The organism is Faecalibacterium sp. OF03-6AC (genome assembly GCF_003478175.1).
GTDB classification, from domain to species: domain Bacteria; phylum Bacillota; class Clostridia; order Oscillospirales; family Ruminococcaceae; genus Faecalibacterium; species Faecalibacterium taiwanense.
The window spans coordinates 1-16,239 of the sequence record NZ_QUEN01000002.1; the positions used below are offsets into that span (position 1 = coordinate 1).

Genomic DNA, 16,239 nt, shown 5'->3' on the forward strand with positions numbered 1-16,239 from the left:
GCGTGAAAATAGGTAGTCGCCGACTTGAACAAAAAACGCTTCAGAAGAAATTCTGAAGCGTTTTTCTTTTGCCGGAAAGCTTTGTCAAATCTTTTTCTCTGGGTTTATATAGAGATGTTGGTATCAAAAAATATCAGAGCATCGGCGGCGTGATATCACCACCGCTCTCCCCATAATGTCTCTTTGCAAAAATCACCATACGGTCTGCCGCTTCACCTTGTCCATCTGCGGCCTCCTGCTTCACAATTTCAACGCAGAACTCAACATTGTTGCCATTGTATCGATAATAACACAGAAAATTTGCCACCAATGCATTCGCAGCGTTTTTCCATGCCTGCGGATCAACAGCATTCTCCGGCATGGAAAAGACAGCCGTTCCGAAATTGTAATACATCCCCTTCCCCCGGGTCAATCTGCATTCACGCAGGTTTCAACCCCTTTCGCGCGCATTGTGAAAAATAATTCTCCGTTTTTTAGGCAGGATGTATAGGAATCAAAAAAATGCGGGGCAGCTGCATGATGTGCGCAATCGCGCACCCCAGTTCAGCAGAAAATTTACAATAAAAAAGCAGCTCTGCCAAGGCAGAGCTGCAAAGTTTGCGATACGGGATAAATCAGCGCTTGCTGAACTGAGGTGCACGACGGGCAGCCTTCAGACCATACTTCTTACGTTCCTTCATACGAGGATCGCGGGTCAGGAAGCCTTCCTTCTTCAGAGCAGCACGGTTCTCCTCGTTCTGCTGCAGCAGAGCGCGGCTCAGGCCGTGGCGGATAGCGCCAGCCTGACCGGAAACACCGCCGCCGGAAACGCGGACGACGACATCGTACTTGCCCTCCAGGCCCAGCAGGACCAGCGGAGAACGGACGATCAGCTTCAGGGTCTCCAGACCAAAGTAGTTGTCGATATCACGATCGTTGATGGTGATCTTGCCAGTGCCGGTGTAAACACGAACGCGGGCAACGGAATCCTTACGACGACCAGTGCCGTAGAAATAAGGTTTGGTTTCGTACATGTTCGATTGCCTCCTTCTTAGAACTCGATCTTCTCGGGCTTCTGAGCTGCGTGAGCGTGCTCGGCACCCTGGTAGCAGTGCAGGCGGGTCAGAGCCTTAGCACCGATGGTGTTGGAAGGGATCATGCCCTTGACAGCGTAGGTCATGGCCAGATCGCTGTGCTCAGCCATCAGCTTGCTGTACTGGACCTTCTTCAGGCCGCCAATGTACTTGCTGTGGGTGATGTGGAACTTCTGCTCAGCCTTCTTGCCGGTCAGAACAGCCTGATCGCAATTGATGACAACAACGAAATCGCCGCAGTCCACGTTGGGGGTATAATCGACCTTCTGCTTGCCGCGCAGCAGAACAGCGGCCTCAGCAGCGACGTGGCCCAGGCTCTTGCCGGCAGCGTCGAGCAGGTACCACTTGCGCTCGACTTCAGCGGGCTTCACGAGAGTAGTGCTCATATCTATTTCCTCCTGATAAGCTTTTTGTACGTTTCAGGCGCCTTTCTGGGGCGCGAGTGTCAGTATACATCATAAAAAGGTGCCTGTCAACAGCATTTTTTGATTTTTTCATTGTAATTTTTTCAATCTTTCAAAATCTCTTGTTTTCTCTTGAATTCTCATGATTTCTAAAAACGCATTTTCTGCAAAATTTTCTGCCCACGGCCGCACATTTTCTGCCGCTGCCCGCTACAATTTTGTCTGCCGGTGTGGTATACTATAAAGGATATGGCAGCTTTTGCTGCGCACTGATACAAGGAGAATTTTTTACATGCCAAACGACATCGAACGCAACGCCTCTGCCCAGCGCCGCACCTCCAAGCTTCTGGCCGCTATGGGCATCTTTGTTGCTCTGGGCATCATTGCTTACATTATTTTAACGCTGCTGGTCAACCGCAGCGTGCCCGCAAACCCGGACACCCACTACACCGGCACAAACGGCGTTTCCGTCTACTATGACAGTTCCATCTGGAAGGTATGCCAGATGACCGAGGACAGCACCCTTGGCACCGTGCTGGAACTCGCCACGGCAGACTCTGCCGACGGTGAGGACTACCAAGCCGTGCTGCTGCAGCGCGGCACTGCCGACAGCTACGCGGACTTTATCGATGCGTCCGAGAAGGATCTCAAGCAGGCCTATGGTGTCATCAAGCCCCGCAAGGTGAACCTGACCGTGGACGGTGCCGAGGTGGAGGCCGTGCGCTGCGACATTCAGGCGTATTATGCGGTGCTGGCCACCATTACCTACCCCAGCGGTGACGTGGTATATGTTTCCGGCCTGACAAAGCTTGCCTCCATCAACGACATCGTGAACCTTGTGGAAAGTGTGACCCTGTTATGAGCAGTTCCCGTGCAATGCAGCGTCTGTGCGGCCTGATGCGCAAGGCTGTGCAGGACTATGAAATGATCGCTCCCGGCGATAAAGTGATGGTGGGCGTTTCCGGCGGCAAGGACAGCGTGGCCCTTACCATCGGCCTTGCCGAGCTGCGCAAGTACATCGGCTTTGATTTTACGGTGCAGGCCGTCACGCTGGACCCGCAGTTCGGCGGCAGGCCCATGGATTATACCGTATTGCAGGAGCTGTTTGCCCAGTACGATATCCCCTATGAGATCCGCCGCACCGAGATCGGCCCTGTGGTGTTCGACTACCGCAAGGAGAAGAACCCCTGCGCCCTGTGCGCCAAGCTGCGGCGCGGTGCACTGCACACGGCGGCGCAGGAACTGGGCTGCAACAAGGTGGCGCTGGGCCACCATCTGGACGATGCCGTGGAGACCTTTTACATGAATCTCTGGCGGGAGGGCCGCATCGGCTGCTTCTCACCGGTCACTTATCTTTCGCGCCGGGACCTCACCCTCATCCGGCCCATGCTGCTGGCCACCGAGCAGGAGGTCATTTCCGCAGTGCACGCCGAGGGGCTGCCCATCGTCAAGAGCGCCTGCCCTGCCGACGGCGTGACCGTGCGCGAACAAACCAAGGAGTTCGTCAAGGAGCGCTGCCGCACCGACCACGCTTTCCGCCAGAAAACCCTGCACGCCCTGCAGGAGAGCGGCATCGATGGCTGGCGGCCCGTCCACACCGGGCGCGGCAGCTTTGCAATTACAAACGAGGAAGAATGAATCATGAAGACTCAACCTTTTGAAAAACACGTCTGGGCCGAGATCGACCTTGATGCCCTGCGGCATAACTTCCGGGCCGTCAAAGCCCGGGCCGGTGACCTGCCGCTGTGCGCGGTGGTCAAGGCCGACAGCTATGGCCACGGCGCTGTGCAGTGTGCCCGCGTTTTTGCGCAGGAGGGTGCAGCATGGCTGGCAGTGAGCTGCCTGACCGAGGCCGTGCAGCTGCGTCAGGACGGGCAGACTCTGCCTATCCTTATTTTGGGCCATGTTCAGCCGGAGTACGCCCAGACCCTCATCCACGAGGATATCACCGTAGCGTGCTACTCCACCGAACAGGCGCAGAACCTTTCCGCTGCTGCCGTAAAGGCAGGCGGCAGAGTAAAAATCCACCTCAAGGCAGATACCGGCATGGGCCGCATCGGCTTTGCCCTGCGCACCGATTTTGATGCTGCCATCCGCGAAATGCTGGCTGTGTGTGAGCTGCCGGGCCTTGAGATGACCGGCCTGTTCCAGCACTTCTCGGTGGCCGACGACACCGCCGAAGAGAACGTTGCCTACACCGCGGAGCAGCACGCACTGTTCGTCAGAGCGTTCCATGCGCTCAAGGCAGCAGGCCGCGAGCCACAGACCGTCCACTGTGACAACTCTGCGGGCGTGATGCTGCACCCGGACTGGCCCGAGGGATTGGCCCGGGAGCGCTGCATGGCGCGGCCCGGCATCATCCTCTACGGCTACGACCCCAGCGACGAGGTGCGCTTCGGGCAGTTCCGGCCGGTGATGACCCTCAAGACCGTGGTGAGCATGGTCAAGGAAATGCAGCCCGGCCAGAGCGCCAGCTATGGCCGCCGCTTCACCGCCGAAAAGCCCACGCTGGTGGCCACCCTGTGCACCGGTTATGCGGACGGTTATCCCCGCCAGCTGAGCAGTGGCAAGGGCATCGTGGAGATCCACGGAAAAGCCTGCCCGGTGCTGGGCCGCGTGTGCATGGACCAGATGATGGTGGACGTGACCGGCACCCCGGACATCCACGAGGGCGACGAAGCCATCCTGTGGGGCGGCAGCGTCAGTGATACTGCCGAGACCATCGCCCGCAAGACCGACACCATTTCCTACGAGGTGCTGTGCGGCGTGTCCCGCCGCGTGCCCCGCGTCTACCTCGAGCACGGAAAGATCGTGGATGTCGAGGATTGGATACTGGAAGCTTAAATTTCTCCCGGAGGAACTACATGGCAAGAGACAATATCCGCAATTTCTGCATCATTGCACACATCGACCACGGCAAATCCACCCTGTCGGACCGTATTCTGGAGCTGACCAAGAGTGTGGACGAGCGCACCATGGAAGACCAGATTTTGGACAACATGGACATTGAGCGCGAGCGCGGCATCACCATCAAGGCCCGCGCTGTCACCATGAACTATACCGCCAAGGACGGCAAGACCTACGAGTTCAACCTCATCGATACCCCGGGCCACGTGGACTTTGCCTACGAGGTCAGCCGCAGTCTGGCCGCCTGCGAGGGTGCCATCCTTGTGGTGGATGCCACCCAGGGCGTGGAAGCTCAGACGCTGGCCAACACCTACATGGCGCTGGAGCATGATCTGGAATTGGTGCCCATCCTGAACAAGATCGACCTGCCCAGCGCCCACCCGGACGAGGTGGCACAGGAGGTGGAGGACGTGATCGGCCTGCCCTGTCTGGATGCGCCCCGCGTCTCTGCCAAGACCGGCCTGAATGTGGATCAGGTGCTGGAGCGTGTCGTCACCGACATTCCTGCTCCCACCGGCGACCCGGATGCCCCGTTGAAGGCGCTGATCTTCGACAGCATCTACGACAGCTACAAGGGCGTCATCGTCTATATCCGTGTGTTTGAGGGCACCGTGAAGCCCGGTGATACCATCCGCATGATGGCCACCGGCGCGGAGTTCACGCTGGTAGAAGTGGGCCACATGGGTGCTACCAACCTTTCTCCCTGTGCCCAGCTGCAGGCTGGTGAGGTCGGCTATCTGACCGCCAGCATCAAGACCGTGCAGGACACCCGCGTGGGCGACACTGTCACGCTGGCCAATAATCCCACCGCCGAAGCACTGCCCGGCTACCGTCAGGTCAAGCCCATGGTGTTCTGCGGCATCTACCCCGCCGACGGTGCCAAGTACCCCGACCTGAAGGATGCACTGGAAAAGCTGCAGCTGAACGATGCCTCCCTCACCTTTGAGCTGGAGACCAGCGCCGCGCTGGGCTTCGGTTTCCGCTGCGGCTTCCTTGGCCTGCTGCACATGGAGATCATCACCGAGCGGTTGGAACGCGAGTTCGATCTGGATATCATCACCACCACGCCCAGCGTGCGCTACCGCCTTACCCTGACCGACGGCACTGTGGAGATGATCGACAATCCTTCCAGCTACCCCGACCCCTCCAATATCGTCAAGCAGGAAGAGCCTTTTGTGGATGTTCACCTGTACACCCCCAACGACTATGTGGGCGGCCTGATGGATCTGTGCCAGAACAAGCGCGGCGTGCTGATCGACATGAAGTATCTGGACGATGTGCGGGTGGATCTGCACTATGCTCTGCCGCTGGGCGAGATCGTGTACGACTTCTTTGATGCCATCAAGAGCCGCAGCCGGGGCTACGCCAGCTACGATTATGAGTTTAAGGAGTACCGCGAGAGCGACCTTGTCAAGCTGGACTTCCTGCTCAATGGCGACCCTGTGGACGCGCTGTCCATGATCGTGTTCCGCGATAACGCCTATGCCAAGGGCCGCCGCATCTGCGAAAAGCTGCGGGATAACATCCCCCGCAACCTGTTCGAGATCCCGGTACAGGCTGCCATCGGCGGCAAGATCATTGCCCGTGAGACGGTCAAAGCCATGCGCAAGGACGTGCTTGCCAAATGCTACGGCGGCGACATCTCCCGCAAAAAGAAGCTGCTGGAAAAGCAGAAGGAAGGCAAAAAGAAGATGCGTCAGCTGGGCAGCGTTTCCCTGCCCAGTGAAGCCTTTACCGCTGTGCTCAAGCTGGACAGCGACGACGATTAAACTTTATAGATCAAAGAGAACCCGCGCTCTGGTATGCTGCAATGCACCCAGCGCGCGGGTTCTATCTGTTTTTTTTTACAATCTCAGTTTACAACAAAAAATGAGATAGGCACCCCCTTTCGAGAAAACCTATCTCATTTTTTTGTTGGGACTATTTTGCAACAGTCCCTTTACGTTGGAGCGTTAGGGGGCCGCTTACAGTCTCTTGACTGCTCTTTTCCGATTTGCTTCTGCCCGGATTATACATGATTTCAGTGCAAAAGGCATCGAAACCTGCGCGAAACGTTCTTGAATCTGCGTGAACGAATCATCTGGGCAGCAAAAAAAGCCCCGGAAAGGCTGTCTGGGTGCCTTCCGGGGCTGCTGTGAAAGATGACTGCATCAGTAATACTTTTCAGTCAAAAAGTACGACTGATACACTGCTTCGAGGGCTTTCTCACTCACTTTTCTGCTTCAGGCGGGCGTATTCGGCATCGGCCTGAATGGCTGCAGAGGTGAAGCTGTTGTTGTTCCACCAGCTGATCAGCGCAGCCACGGTGGTGATGCCGGCGGTCACCAGCTGTTCCACAGTCTGGCTCTCAATGGGCAGAATAGGTTTGCCCAGAGCGCTCAGCACCTGATTGGTCAGGGCAAGCAGCAGCACAGCGGTGCGGGCGATGGTGGCGGCAGAAATTTTACCAAAGTTCATATCAGTTCCTCACTTTCTCATTTTGTTCAAGGTCAGCGATGCGGTGGTTGGCCACCTTCATCTGTTCTTCTAAAATCGGTACGCGGCGGGCAAAATTGTTATGCTCGCGCACCTCGCGGGTCAGCTCTTCGAGCTTGGTGTCGGTCACGGCCTGACTGCGGCTGTTGGCGATCAGCACGCCGATCAGGGTCACGGCTCCGGCAATGACAGCGGATAAGATCGTTTCCATTCCGTTCACCGCCTTTACCCGGTCCACCGGCTTTTTGCTTTGCGCACATCCACATGGACAAAGCCTTTTGCGGGGTAACGGCCGATGCCGCCGGTGCCGGGCAGCAGGGTCTCGGCGTAGGCGGCAAGCTGCTCTACCGGCACGCCGGGCACCCGGATATCCGCGGCACGGCCATACTGATGCTGGCTGTAAACCGCCCCGCCCACAGCCCTGTTGTGTGCAGCGGTGCGGTAGCCGCTGGTAATGACCACCGGAGCACCAAAGTGGTCACGGATGGCCTGCAGCACCTGCACTAGTTCGCTGTCCACAAACAAAGGGTCGGTGCCGTCTTTGCAGGCAAATTCCTTTGCGCGGAAGCTGCGGCTTAGCAGCGTTTCGCCATCCCTTGTGCGGGAGTAAACGTTAAGCATGGCCGTCCTCCTGCAGCAGCGCTGCCACGGCGCCCCGCAGCCGGGCGGGCACATCCTCCAGCGTTTTGATGCCCTTGCGGATCAGGGCCGCATAGATCCTTGCCATTACACACCACCTCCTTCGTACAGTTCACACAGGGCCAGCTGCAGGTCGGTCAGCTGGCGGGTCAGGCTGGCGATCGTTTCGGGCAGACGGGCTGCTTCCTCGGCCTGCTGGCGCTCTTTTTCCCGCGCGGCCAATTCTTCTTCCGTATAGCGGATGTACCGCTGCACCGGCACCTGTTCGGTCCATGCGGCCTGCGCAGTCACGCCCGGCACATCGATGACCTTCCGCACATCCCTGCCGCCGCCGGGATACTCCGTTACGGTCTCGTAGTGGCTCACTTCCTCCACGCCTTCCACGGCGGGGTGCTCCACCGGCTCGGTGCCGCCCACCAGATGCCCAAGCGTCAGGTCAGGGGTCTCAATGGCTGCACCGTTCTCGTCAATGATCTTCATGGTTCAAAACCTCCTTTCTCATGCCACGCGGTGCCAGATGTAAACATAGTAGGCGGCGGGCTGCACGGTATCGCTTGCACCGTAGATCGGGTTCGAGCGGGAAGCGTCAAAAGTGCGGTTATATGTAGATAAGCGACGCACGTCGCCACTTAAATACGACAAACTGCTATCGTAATGCGTGGCTCCAAAAGCTCCATTACTTTGGGGGGTTGACACGGACAATACACCGCCATTGGCTGTACCCGTGATGTTCGGCAGTCCGGCCTTCACGGTGGTGCCCGCTTTGTGGCTGCTGCTGGCACCCATCAGCACGCGCTCCGATGCGATCTGCTCCCATGTGCCGCCAAACAGGGCGGCAGGGCTGGTGGGGTCGGTGCTCTGGTAGATGCTGCCCACCGGGTAGGCAGCGGAGCTGGGTGCGGCCAGCAGAGCATCGACATCTTCCTTTGTATAATAGGAAGAAAAATCGGCACCGAGGGTGCGCAGGGCGTTTGCCTTTTCGGCAGCGGTCCATTTCCCGGCGGCTGCGGCGGTGGTCAGAGCCTTCTTCACGCCATAAGGCAGCAGGGCTGCGGTCAGCGGCAGAAGCGAATCCGTCATGCTGTCCAGCTGTTTGCGGGCAGCTGGTGCGGTGGTCAGGGTTCCGTCGCTGCGCACGTTGATGCCGCAGGCAGGGTCCACCCGCACTGCGCCGGGGGCCGAAGCCGTGGGCACCGTGCTGCTGCGCAGGTAGGGCGACAGATCCGGCATGGCGGCAGTATCGGTCAACACGGCCCCGGTGTTGGGGTCCACGCTCAGCACCCGAAGCAGCCGGCCGGAGACCGGAACTGCCGGGCAGGGAAGCGCCCCCACATCCTGCGCCGTCAGTTTTACGATGCCGCTTTTGCCGTTCACGCTCACTACCTGACCGCCGGTAGGCACCAGCTCCTCTGCCCGTGCGGCAGCAGCCTCGGCACGGGCTGCACAGCGGGATGCAGCGGCACTGTCGGCGCTGGTGCGCTGTGCCGCGGTCTGGGCCTGTGCCGCATTGGATGCCGTGCTTGCAGCACTGGCTGCGGCACGCTGCGCGGCGGTGGAAGCGGTACTGGCACTTTCCAGCACACGCGCCACGAACTGCTCATACTGCGAGGGCGGCAGCTCTTCCGCGCCGCCGTCGATGGGCAGGATGGCGTAGGTGTCGTAGCTGCCGGGCCGGGTGTAGGCGGCGTAGCCGCTGGCATCGATGGCTGCCAGCATCCACTGTCCGCCGGTGCTTCCGGTCAGGCGGCGGTCCACGGTGACGCAGTGCTGCGTGTCCAGTGAGACCGGTGCCAGCAGGGTGCCGTCACTGCGGCGCAGGTAGAGCGCAACGGTGCACCCGGCCCATGCTTCCGGCAGTGTGAAGCACAGCTCGTCCACACCGGCAGCGTTCTGTGCACCGAGGTGCAGGCGGTGCGGCTGGGACAGAAATTCGGTGCCGCCGCACTGCCTTTGAATGATCTTGATGTTCACTTGAAAACCTTCCTTTCTGTTTTTTGTTTGATTGTACAGCCGCTGCCCGGCAGCTGCCAGTGTGGTCTTTTGCTGCACAAATTTCTGCGCTTCGGCATTTTGCCGGAAGGCGCTTTTCATGGGTAATTCGCACAGTTCTTTGTGGGTGAAAAATGGGATGAAAAAGAGGTGGTTTTGTACGGAAAACCAGCGATTTTTGGCCGCATGCCGCATGGGAAAACGAAACCCAAAAGTGCAGTTTCCGGTGCAAAAAATCCAAAATAAATGTTAAAAATTCGTGAACAAAACACCCCAGAAAACAGGTCAAAAATCGGAAGGAAATAACCGAAAAAACAATATTTTGGAGAAAACAATGTTAAAATTGCACAAAAAATAACGTCAAAAAACTAACAAAGTGTGAGGAGGTGATTTGACAAATGGCCATTGGGCTGGTAAAATAAGACCCGCTCAACGGAACCAACAGACGTTGCAGCGTTTAAAATTTATCTGGATGAAGTAAAAAGCCGTCTTATATACGGCGCGGCGCGGGCAGATGGGGTCTGGGCCGGGAGGGTAACTGCACCCTCCGCAGCGGAGTCCAAATTGTATACGATGCTCGATTTTACCAAAAAGAGGGCATCGTATTTGATTGTGGGGCCAGATGGCTTCTGCCCGCCCCGCAGTCCGGGCGGCCGGGGCATGAAAAACATGTCCGCAGCCGCAGCCAATTTTGAAAAGAGAGGAGTTGTCTCGTATCGCTTCCGTAAAATTGAAGAAAGCATTGTCGGACTGCAAGCATGCAGTCTCTCCCCGTGTGCTGGCGTTTTGTGTCATGGTCGTGTGCCTCGTGGCTACACTCAGTGTGACCGCTGCGAATCTGCGGCTGACCTACGTCACAGACTCCAATGGTGCCCGGCAGGTGATCCTCACCTCCGAGACCGACCCTGCACAGGTCATGAACCTTTCCGGCATCCAGTCCGAAGAGGGCGATCAGGTCTATTACACGGCCTACAGCGGCAATCTTGCCGCCCTGAACATTGAGCGCGCATTCTCCGTCAGTATTACTGCCGACGGTCAGGAGTACCCCGTCAAAATGGTGTTCGGCACCGTGGCGGATGCCCTGAAGCGTGCCGGCATCACCCTGGAGGGTGACGACTACACCGAGCCTGCTCTGGACCAGCTGGTGAGCGCAGGTTCCACCATCACGGTGCACCGCGTGGACTACACCGACCGTGTGGAGACGCAGGCCATCCCCTACGATACCGAGTACGTCTACACCAGCCTGTATTTCCGCAATACCGGCCGTACCACCACCGTGCGCCATGGCGCTGAGGGCCAGCAGACCATCACCACCCGCGACCGCTATGTGGACGGCGAGCTGGAAAACAGCATCGTGGTGGATTCCACCACTACCGTGGAGCCCACCAACCATGTTATCAAGACCTATGGCGCAGGCGCGCCGGTCTCCCCGCTGACCGGCCCGGACGGCACCACCAATGCACCCGCCTCTTACAGCAAGGTGCTCACCGGCAAGGCCACCGGCTACTATTCCAAGACCGGCAAGGGTTCTTCCGGTCTGGGTCTGGGCTACGGCACTGTGGCTGTGGACCCGGATGTGATCCCCTACGGTACCAAGCTGTATATCACTTCCACCGACGGCAAGTTCGTGTACGGCTATGCGGTGGCTACCGATACCGGCATTGCCGTGCAGAAGGGCCAGATCCTTGTGGACCTGTTCTATGAGACCTACGCCGAGAGCGTAATCAATGGAGCTATTCAGGTGAACGTCTACGTGGTGGAGTGAGCAGGCCGAAAAGAACCGGGGAAACCGGAACTGAAAATTTTCAACAGAAACAGAGAGCTTCTGTACACCTTCCCTTTGGGAGGGTGCGCAGAGGCTCTTTTTTATTGTTGGATTGGCAGGATTCACCATAAAATTTGTAAAAATTTGGCGGGTATGTATATAAGGGAAAAATATCAACGAAAAGATTATGGTAAATTTTACAGTAAAATGCGGCGAAACTCTTGAAAAAAAGACCGAAATTCTTTAATATAAAAGGGTAAAAAGCTACAGGTGCGCTTTGTGCATCTGTACGGGGAGGAGCAGTCTATGAAACCGACCGAGGAGAAGATCCAAAGCAATGCATCGGACCTGCCGGTGTATCTGTTCAAACAGGGCAATAACTGTGAAGCATACCGCTACTTTGGCGCACACATGGAAACGCGCGCCGGTGAATCGGGCGTGGTGTTCCGCGTGTGGGCACCCCATGCTGTAGCCATCAGCGTGGTGGGCGACTTTAACAGCTGGAAGCCGGGCAGCCATCCGATGCGCAAGGTGGATGGCGATTCCGTATGGGAATTGTTCATCCCGGGCATGAAGGAATATGATGTTTATAAATACTGCGTGACCACCCGTGCAGGTGATCTGGTCTATAAGGCAGATCCCTATGCGTTCCACGCCGAGACCCGCCCGTCCAACGGCAGCAAGGTCTACGATATCAGTGGTTTTGCGTGGCACGATGATGCATGGCAGGCAGCACAGAAAAAGGCTGATGTGATCAACAGCCCGATGAATATTTACGAGATGCACGCCGGCAGCTGGAAGATGAAGGAGGGCGGCAAGCCCTACAATTATTCCGAGCTGGCAGATGAGCTGATCCCGTATATCACAGAGATGGGCTATACCCATGTGGAACTGCTGCCGGTCATGGAATATCCGTTTGACGGCAGCTGGGGCTATCAGGTCACCGGCTATTTTGCACCCACCAGCCGCTACGGCACCCCCAAGGACCTGATGGCTTTTGTGGATAAGCTCCATGCCGCCGGCATTGGTGTGATCATGGACTGGGTGCCTGCTCACTTCCCGAAGGATCAGTTCGGCCTGTACAACTTTGATGGCGAAGCCTGCTACGAGGACCCGAATCCGAAGCGCGGCGAACATAAGGAGTGGGGCACCATGGTGTTCGACTTCGGCCGCAGCGAGGTGCAGAGCTTCCTGATCTCCAGCGCACTGTATTGGCTGGAGCAGTACCATATCGACGGTCTGCGCGTGGACGCGGTGGCATCCATGCTGTATCTGGACTATAACCGCAAGCAGGGCGAGTGGGAGCCGAACAAGGACGGCGGCAAGGAAAATCTGGAGGCTGTTGCTTTCCTGCGCAAGCTGAACGACACCGTGCTGGGCCGTCACCCCCACAAGTACATGATCGCGGAAGAATCCACTGCATGGCCCATGGTCACAAAGCCTGCTTCGGACGGCGGCCTTGGTTTCAACTTCAAGTGGAACATGGGCTGGATGAACGACATGCTCAGCTACATGAAGACCGACCCGCTCTTCCGTGCCGGCAACCACAACAAGGTCACCTTCAGCTTCTTCTACGCGTTCAGCGAGAACTTTGTGCTGCCCATCAGCCACGATGAGGTGGTGCACGGCAAGGGCAGCCTGATCAACAAGATGCCCGGCGAGTACGAAGCCAAGTTTGCAAACCTGCGTACCTTCTTTGGCTACATGATGGCCCACCCGGGCAAGAAGCTGCTGTTCATGGGTCAGGAGTTCGGCCAGTTCTCCGAGTGGAACGAGGCAAAGCCGCTGGACTGGATGCTGCTGGGCTACGATATGCACACCGAGCTGCAGACCTACGTCAAGACCCTGAACGCCTTCTACAAGGAGCACCCCGCCTTCTGGCAGGTGGATTACAGCTGGGAGGGCTTCCAGTGGATCGTGCCGGATGACTCGCAGCAGAGCGTCATCGCCTTCCTGCGCAAGGACACTTCCGGCAAGCAGATCCTGGTGGTGTGCAACTTCAACCCCGTCCTGCGCGAGGGCTACACGCTGGGCGCACCGGTGGCAGGCTCCTACAAGGAGATCCTGAACAGCGACGATGCAGAGTTCGGCGGTTCCGGCGCAGTCCACAACAAGGCCGTGCGCACCCACAAAAAGCCGATGCACGGGTTTGAGCAGAGCATCACCATCACCCTGCCGCCCATGAGCACCCTGTATTTTGAAGTGCCCGCCAAGCGCACCCGCAAGGCCGCAGCGGACAAGACCGATAAGGCGGGGAAAAAGACCGCGGCCAAAAAGGCAAAGACCGCTGCGGAGGGAGCTGCATCAAAGGTGGTAAAGAAGCCGGGCCGCAAGCCTAAGGCAGAGACCGCCGCTGCAGAGGAAAAGCCGGCCAAAAAGACCGCCCGCAAGGCTAAAACCGAGCCGGAGGCTGCCGCAGAAGCACCCAAGAAGCGCGGCCGCAAGCCCAAGACAGAGGCAGAACCCAAGGCGGAAAAAGCACCCGCAAAACGCACCCGCAAACCGAAGGAGCCAAAGGAATGACCCGACTCTTCGGCCGACCCATACCGCACATGTTGACGCTCATTTCCGAACAACGGAAATGTTAATGTTAAAGGGGAGAATAAAGCTATGGCAAAAGAAATTGTGGCAATGATCCTTGCCGGTGGACGTGGCTCGCGCTTGTACGCGCTGACACAGAAAACGGCAAAACCCGCAGTGTCCTTCGGCGGTAAGTACCGCATCGTGGACTTCCCGCTGTCCAACTGCGTGAACTCCAACATCGACACCGTTGGCATCGCGACCCAGTATCAGCCCCAGAAGCTGAACGAGTACATCGGCAACGGCCAGCCCTGGGATCTGGACCGTCTGCACGGCGGCGTGCACACCCTGCCGCCCTACGAGCAGGCAAAGGGCACCGACTGGTACAAGGGCACTGCAAACGCCATCTACCAGAACATCGGCTTCATCGACAGCTACGATCCCGAGTATGTGATCATCCTGTCCGGCGACCAGATCTGCAAGCAGGACTATGCCGACTTCCTGCGCTTCCACAAGGAAAAGGGCGCAGAGTTCTCTGTGGCTGTTATGGAAGTGGACTGGAAGGAAGCCTCCCGCTTCGGCCTGATGGTGGCTGACGAGAACGACCGCATCACCGAGTTCCAGGAGAAGCCCCCGGTACCCAAGTCCAATCTGGCTTCCATGGGCATCTACATCTTCAACTGGGATGTGCTGAAGAAGTATCTGGAAGAGGACGAAGCAGACCCCAACTCCAAGAACGACTTTGGTATGAACATCATCCCCGCCCTGCTGCGCGACGGCCGCAAGATGTACGCCTACCGCTTTGCCGGTTACTGGCGTGACGTGGGCACCATCGACAGCCTGTGGGAAGCCAACATGGAAGTGCTGGATCCCGAAAACTCCGGCATCGATATCTTCGACGAGAAGTGGAAGATCTACAGCCGCAACCCGGTCCTGCCTCCGCAGAAGATCGGCCCCCGCGCTGTGGTGCAGGATTCCCTCATCACCGAGGGCTGCAAGATCTACGGCAATGTGCATCACTCTGTGCTGAGCGCAGGCGTTGTTGTGGAAGAGGGCGCTACCGTTGAGGACGCAGTCCTGATGGATGGCGTTGTGGTCAAGGCTGGTGCTGTTGTCAAGCGCTGCATCCTGGCGGAGGATGTTGTGGTCGGTGCAGGTGCACGAGTGGGCGGCGATGGCCCCATTGCCCATGTGGGCACCGGCCTGACCGTCGGCGCAGGCGCAACCGTCAAGGAAGGTGCCAAAGTCTTTGAATCCGTCAAGGAGGGTATGGAAGTATGCTGAGCCAGAACACCAATGCGTTGGGTATTATTTTCCCCAACAGTTATGATAATACCGTCCCCGAGCTGGTGACCGAGCGCGCAATGGCTTCGATCCCCTTCGCGGGCCGCTACCGTATGGTGGACTTTGTTCTGTCCAGCATGGCAAACTGCGGTATCTCCAATGTCTCCATCGTGGTGCGCAAGAACTACCACTCCCTGATGGATCATCTGGGCACCGGCCGTGAGTGGGATATGGCCCGCCGTCACGGCGGCCTGAACATCGTGCCGCCTTTCGCTGAGAAGGGCGTGCGCATCTATTCCGGCCGTGTGGAAGCTCTGGGCTCCATCATGAACTTCCTGGAGAACCAGAAGGAAAAGTACGTGGTCATGAGCGATGCCAACGTTGCCCTGAACTACGACTTCAACGCTCTGCTGGCTGCTCATCAGGCAAGCGGTGCCGATGTGACCATCGCTTACCAGAAGACCGAGATCCCCGAGGGCCGCAAGAATGACAACTACACCCTGACCGTTGATGCCGACGGCCGTGTGACCGAGCTGCTGTTCAACGATTACCGCCCCGGCGTGCAGAACCTTGACCTGAACATCTATGTTCTGGAGCGCGAGACCCTGCTCAAGCTGGTCCGGGATGCGACCTCCCGCGGCCTGATCTACTTCGAGCGCGATATTCTGGCCCACAATGTCAACATCCTGAACATCCACGCTCTGGAGTACACCGGCTATGTGGCACATGTCTGTGACATGAAGAGCTACTTCGACGAGAACCTCAAGCTGACCGATGACGAGAATCTGGAAAAGCTGTTCCCCAAGAAGAGCCCGGTCTACACCAAGATCCGCGACGACAACCCCACCCGCTATGTGCCGGGCTGCAAGGTGACCGACTCCATTCTGGCCGACGGCTGCGTGATCGAGGGCACGGTGGAGAACTGTGTGCTGTTCCGCGGCGTCAAGGTCAAGAAGGGTGCCGTCGTCAAGAACTGCGTGCTCATGCAGGACACCGTTGTGGAAGCCAATGCCGAGCTGGACTGCGTTGTTACCGATAAGAACGTGAAGATCACCGCCGGCAAGAAGCTGTCCGGCACCGAGAGCTTCCCGGTGTACGTGCAGAAGAACCACACCGTCTGATTTTACTGAGTTATCCATAGGGGCGGCTTCCTCCCCGGTAGCCCCTCTTGAGAGGGGCGGGG

The 16,239-nt window shown here is 57.8% G+C and carries 17 protein-coding genes; 8 read left to right on the forward strand and 9 right to left on the reverse strand.

What is annotated here, in order from left to right:
* Positions 1–133: 133 nt before the first annotated feature.
* The 3 genes from DXA66_RS02100 to rplM form a co-directional block, all read right to left on the reverse strand.
* A complete protein-coding gene (locus DXA66_RS02100) occupies positions 134–394 on the reverse strand; it encodes a hypothetical protein (protein ID WP_118526537.1) in 261 nt (86 codons plus the stop codon).
* A 220-nt stretch (positions 395–614) separates the two neighbouring features.
* The gene (gene rpsI / locus DXA66_RS02105; protein ID WP_005938160.1) at positions 615–1,013 is read right to left on the reverse strand and encodes a 30S ribosomal protein S9; all 399 of its coding nucleotides are present in this window, start codon (positions 1,011–1,013) and stop codon (positions 615–617) included.
* A 17-nt stretch (positions 1,014–1,030) separates the two neighbouring features.
* Positions 1,031–1,459: a 50S ribosomal protein L13 gene (gene rplM / locus DXA66_RS02110; protein ID WP_005938158.1), complete on the reverse strand. Its 429-nt coding sequence runs from the start codon at positions 1,457–1,459 to the stop codon at positions 1,031–1,033.
* 310 nt (positions 1,460–1,769) lie between these two features.
* Between rplM and DXA66_RS02115 the strand changes: the two genes are divergently transcribed.
* From DXA66_RS02115 to lepA, 4 genes are read left to right on the forward strand one after another with little or no spacing between them, the layout of a single operon-like run.
* On the forward strand, positions 1,770–2,339 hold the full coding sequence (locus tag DXA66_RS02115) for a hypothetical protein (protein WP_118526539.1): 570 nt from the start codon (positions 1,770–1,772) through the stop codon (positions 2,337–2,339).
* Entirely contained in the window at positions 2,336–3,115 is a 780-nt protein-coding gene (locus DXA66_RS02120) for a tRNA 2-thiocytidine biosynthesis TtcA family protein (protein ID WP_118526541.1), read from the forward strand. The genes DXA66_RS02115 and DXA66_RS02120 overlap by 4 nt, the downstream gene beginning before the upstream one ends.
* A 3-nt stretch (positions 3,116–3,118) precedes the next feature.
* Positions 3,119–4,321, forward strand: a complete 1,203-nt coding sequence (gene alr, locus DXA66_RS02125; RefSeq protein WP_118526543.1) for an alanine racemase — start codon at positions 3,119–3,121, stop codon at positions 4,319–4,321.
* Between the two features lie 20 nt (positions 4,322–4,341).
* Entirely contained in the window at positions 4,342–6,153 is a 1,812-nt protein-coding gene (lepA, locus tag DXA66_RS02130) for a translation elongation factor 4 (RefSeq protein ID WP_097774375.1), read from the forward strand.
* 436 nt (positions 6,154–6,589) lie between these two features.
* Here the strand turns inward: lepA and DXA66_RS02135 are convergent, their stop codons facing one another.
* From DXA66_RS02135 to DXA66_RS02155, 6 genes are read right to left on the reverse strand one after another with little or no spacing between them, the layout of a single operon-like run.
* Positions 6,590–6,841 (reverse strand): phage holin, encoded by a 252-nt coding sequence (locus tag DXA66_RS02135; RefSeq protein ID WP_118526545.1) that lies wholly within the window; start codon positions 6,839–6,841, stop codon positions 6,590–6,592.
* A 1-nt stretch (position 6,842) separates the two neighbouring features.
* On the reverse strand, positions 6,843–7,070 hold the full coding sequence (locus tag DXA66_RS02140) for a hypothetical protein (protein WP_044953283.1): 228 nt from the start codon (positions 7,068–7,070) through the stop codon (positions 6,843–6,845).
* 14 nt (positions 7,071–7,084) lie between these two features.
* The gene (locus tag DXA66_RS02145) at positions 7,085–7,480 is read right to left on the reverse strand and encodes a D-Ala-D-Ala carboxypeptidase family metallohydrolase (RefSeq protein WP_118526547.1); all 396 of its coding nucleotides are present in this window, start codon (positions 7,478–7,480) and stop codon (positions 7,085–7,087) included.
* Positions 7,473–7,586: a CD1375 family protein gene (locus DXA66_RS14645; RefSeq protein WP_256372181.1), complete on the reverse strand. Its 114-nt coding sequence runs from the start codon at positions 7,584–7,586 to the stop codon at positions 7,473–7,475. The genes DXA66_RS02145 and DXA66_RS14645 overlap by 8 nt, the downstream gene beginning before the upstream one ends.
* Entirely contained in the window at positions 7,586–7,978 is a 393-nt protein-coding gene (locus DXA66_RS02150) for a hypothetical protein (RefSeq protein ID WP_118526549.1), read from the reverse strand. Before DXA66_RS02150 ends, DXA66_RS14645 begins: the two co-directional genes overlap by 1 nt.
* A gap of 18 nt (positions 7,979–7,996) precedes the next feature.
* Positions 7,997–9,469: a hypothetical protein gene (locus DXA66_RS02155; protein WP_143405489.1), complete on the reverse strand. Its 1,473-nt coding sequence runs from the start codon at positions 9,467–9,469 to the stop codon at positions 7,997–7,999.
* Between the two features lie 811 nt (positions 9,470–10,280).
* On the opposite strand from DXA66_RS02155, the gene DXA66_RS02160 reads away from it, so the two are divergent.
* The 4 genes from DXA66_RS02160 to glgD all read left to right on the forward strand — a co-directional run bounded on the left by DXA66_RS02160 (position 10,281) and on the right by glgD (position 16,177).
* The gene (locus DXA66_RS02160; protein WP_097777282.1) at positions 10,281–11,252 is read left to right on the forward strand and encodes a 3D domain-containing protein; all 972 of its coding nucleotides are present in this window, start codon (positions 10,281–10,283) and stop codon (positions 11,250–11,252) included.
* Between the two features lie 306 nt (positions 11,253–11,558).
* The gene (glgB, locus tag DXA66_RS02165) at positions 11,559–13,775 is read left to right on the forward strand and encodes a 1,4-alpha-glucan branching protein GlgB (protein ID WP_118526551.1); all 2,217 of its coding nucleotides are present in this window, start codon (positions 11,559–11,561) and stop codon (positions 13,773–13,775) included.
* A gap of 87 nt (positions 13,776–13,862) precedes the next feature.
* On the forward strand, positions 13,863–15,056 hold the full coding sequence (locus DXA66_RS02170; protein ID WP_097777127.1) for a glucose-1-phosphate adenylyltransferase: 1,194 nt from the start codon (positions 13,863–13,865) through the stop codon (positions 15,054–15,056).
* Positions 15,050–16,177, forward strand: coding sequence for a glucose-1-phosphate adenylyltransferase subunit GlgD (gene glgD / locus DXA66_RS02175; protein ID WP_118526553.1), 1,128 nt, complete (start codon positions 15,050–15,052; stop codon positions 16,175–16,177). The genes DXA66_RS02170 and glgD overlap by 7 nt, the downstream gene beginning before the upstream one ends.
* Positions 16,178–16,239: the final 62 nt, after the last annotated feature.